This window comes from Mailhella massiliensis (genome assembly GCF_020741395.1).
In the GTDB taxonomy this organism is placed as follows: Bacteria; Desulfobacterota; Desulfovibrionia; order Desulfovibrionales; family Desulfovibrionaceae; genus Mailhella; species Mailhella massiliensis_A.
Window position 1 is genome coordinate 1 of the sequence record NZ_DYZA01000095.1, and the last position, 2,652, is coordinate 2,652.

3 protein-coding genes are annotated in these 2,652 nt (G+C 57.5%); all 3 read left to right on the plus strand.

Going from position 1 to position 2,652, the window contains the following annotated elements:
- Positions 1–131: glycine radical domain-containing protein (locus K8W16_RS05115; RefSeq protein ID WP_304121750.1), on the plus strand; the 131-nt coding region annotated here is incomplete at its 5' end.
- 309 nt (positions 132–440) lie between these two features.
- Positions 441–1,349: a glycyl-radical enzyme activating protein gene (locus K8W16_RS05120; RefSeq protein WP_304121746.1), complete on the plus strand. Its 909-nt coding sequence runs from the start codon at positions 441–443 to the stop codon at positions 1,347–1,349.
- 293 nt (positions 1,350–1,642) lie between these two features.
- A partial coding sequence (locus K8W16_RS05125) for a sigma-54-dependent Fis family transcriptional regulator (RefSeq protein ID WP_304121749.1) occupies positions 1,643–2,652 on the plus strand: 1,010 nt, incomplete at its 3' end.

Here is a 2,652-nt window from a genome sequence, read left to right on the forward strand (position 1 = left end):
CGGCACAGAAGGATCCCGCGAGCTACCGCAACCTTCTGGTGCGTATCGCCGGTTACAGCGCCTACTTCTGTGATCTGTCCCGCGACCTGCAGAACGACGTCATTGCCCGTACCGAACACGCCGACATGTAAGCTCAGGTTCCGTACCTGATACAGAATCAGGCCGGGGAGGCGACTCCCCGGCCGCTTGAGAGGAAACTCTCCCCCTCCTCGGGACGACGCAGACGCGGCACCGCATGCGATGCCGCGTCTGCGTGCCCGGAGGAAAGGCCGGCCATGCCGCCTTTCATCGCATTTGCAGCGATTTCATGTTGAAATCGTTTGACTTCCACAAAAGCGACAGCTACGCCCGGGCTCAGGAAGGTTTTCCGCCGTGAGCGGGCAGCGCAAATCTTGAACGGCTGCGTTCAAAAGGAAGCCGCTCCAAGGAGAACAGGGAACATGCAGGACGCCAAAGTAAAAGGCATGATCTTCAACGTGCAGAAGTTCAGTGTGCACGACGGTGCGGGTATCCGCACGCTGGTATTTTTCAAGGGCTGCCCTCTTCGCTGCCGATGGTGCAGCAACCCCGAATCTCAGTTGTTCACGCCTGAGCGGGCGTTCAATCCTTCGCGCTGCCTTTCGGCGGATGTGTGCGGCCGTTGCTCCCATGCCTGTCCGACGGGCGCCATCAGCGTGGTGAACGGCGTCAACTATTATGACCGCTCCAAATGCAACGGCTGCGGGGCATGTGTGAACGCCTGCCCTACAGGCGCCCAGTCCTTTTATGGCTATAAGGCCAGTGTGGAAGACGTCATTGCTCAGGTTGAGGAAGACGACGTGTTCTATGCCCGTTCTCACGGGGGACTTACCCTTTCCGGCGGCGAAGCTCTGGCTCAGCCGGAATTCGCCCTGGCGCTTCTGCGCGAGGCGAAGCGCCATCGTATTTCCACCACGATTGAGACCTGCGGACATTACCCCACCAAGGTGCTCGCCGAAGCCTGCACCCTGCTCGATCAGCTCATTTTCGATATCAAGTCGCTGGACGCTGAAAAGCACAAGGTCTTCACAGGCAGGGACAATATTCAGATTCTGAAGAATATCAATTATGTGTTCGAGAATTTCCCGGATCTGCCCGTGCTCATCCGCACGCCCGTGATCCCGGGTTTCAACGATACGGAAGAAGAAATCATGGCTATCCGCCGCATGATTCCCTTCCGCCCGAACGTCCAGTATGAGGCCCTGACCTATCATCGCATGGGGCAGCCTAAATACGGATATATCGGTCGTCCCTATCTTCTGGAAGGCGTGAAGGCCGACGAAGATTTCATGAGACGGCTCAATGCGAAGCTGGCCGCCTATCAGGGATAGGCAGCATGGAAAAGAAGGGCCTCCGGATCCCCCGGAGGCTTTTTTGTGAACTTCGGCGGGTGGGGAATAGGGCTGTGTCTTGAGGGAAAGACGCATACGGCAGGAAAAGGGACAGTGGAGATTGAGGGCGATATGCCGGGTCAGAAGGCCGTTTTCTTCGGAAGAGTGATGGAGACGTCGTCATTCCCTCATGTGAGGGAATGGCTCCGAGGGGGGCGAAAGTCCCGTTGCGTTGCAATCGGAGCGGGGTTCGGATACAAAAAGATAGGACGGAAAACCCTGGTGGGTGTGATATGCTGCAGGAATATCTCGATCAGCTTCTGGATGTTTTCAGCGACGGCGTCTGTGTGACTGATGCGCAGGGGACCGTCCTTTTCGTCAACGCCATGCACGAGAAACTTACCGGCGTCCCCCATGCGAGCATGGTCGGGCACAATATTCAGGAGTTTGTGGGCGGAGGCGTGTTCGATGTCATTCTGAATCCCGAAATACTGCGTACCGGCAAACCCATGACCCGCGTGCAGACCCTTGCCAACGGACGTCGTCTGGTTCTGGAAGGGTATCCCATCTTCGACGACGGCCATGCCGCGGCTTTCTGCGTCACGCTTATCCGCGACGAGAGCCGCCTTCAGGAACTGCAGGGTAAGGTAGCTTTCCAGAAGGAGCTTCTGGAAGTGTTTTCCAAACTCAGCAATGCTCCGAAGCAGGCAAGCCGCATGCCGGAAATCGTGCAAAGCGAGACCATGACGCGCCTTCACGGCAAGATCCGCGTGCTTGCCCAGACGGATGCCCCGGTGCTCATTCTCGGAGAAACGGGGGTGGGTAAAGACGTTCTGGCCCGGCGCATACATACGGAGAGCGACCGGGCGGAGCAGCCCTTCATCAAGGTGGACTGCGGCAGTATTTCCCCGCAGCTCATAGAGACGGAGCTGTTCGGTTATGTGGGGGGTACGTTTTCCGGTGCGAACAGGAACGGCAAGATAGGGCTTATCGAGGCCGCATCCAAGGGAACGGTGTTTCTCGATGAGATAGGGGAACTGCCCATAGCCATGCAGACGCGCCTTCTTCGATTTCTTCAGGACGGCGAGGTATTGCGCGTAGGGGCGACGACGCCGAAGAAGCTGGATGTGAGAGTCATTGCAGCGACCAACCGTGATCTGGAAAAGGCCGTGGCCGAGGGGGAGTTCCGCAGCGACCTCTATTACCGTCTGAAAATTGCGGTACTGCACATTCCGCCGCTCAGGGAGCGCCACGACGACATATTGCCCATGGCCCGCTTCTTTCTGGATTTTTATGCGCATAA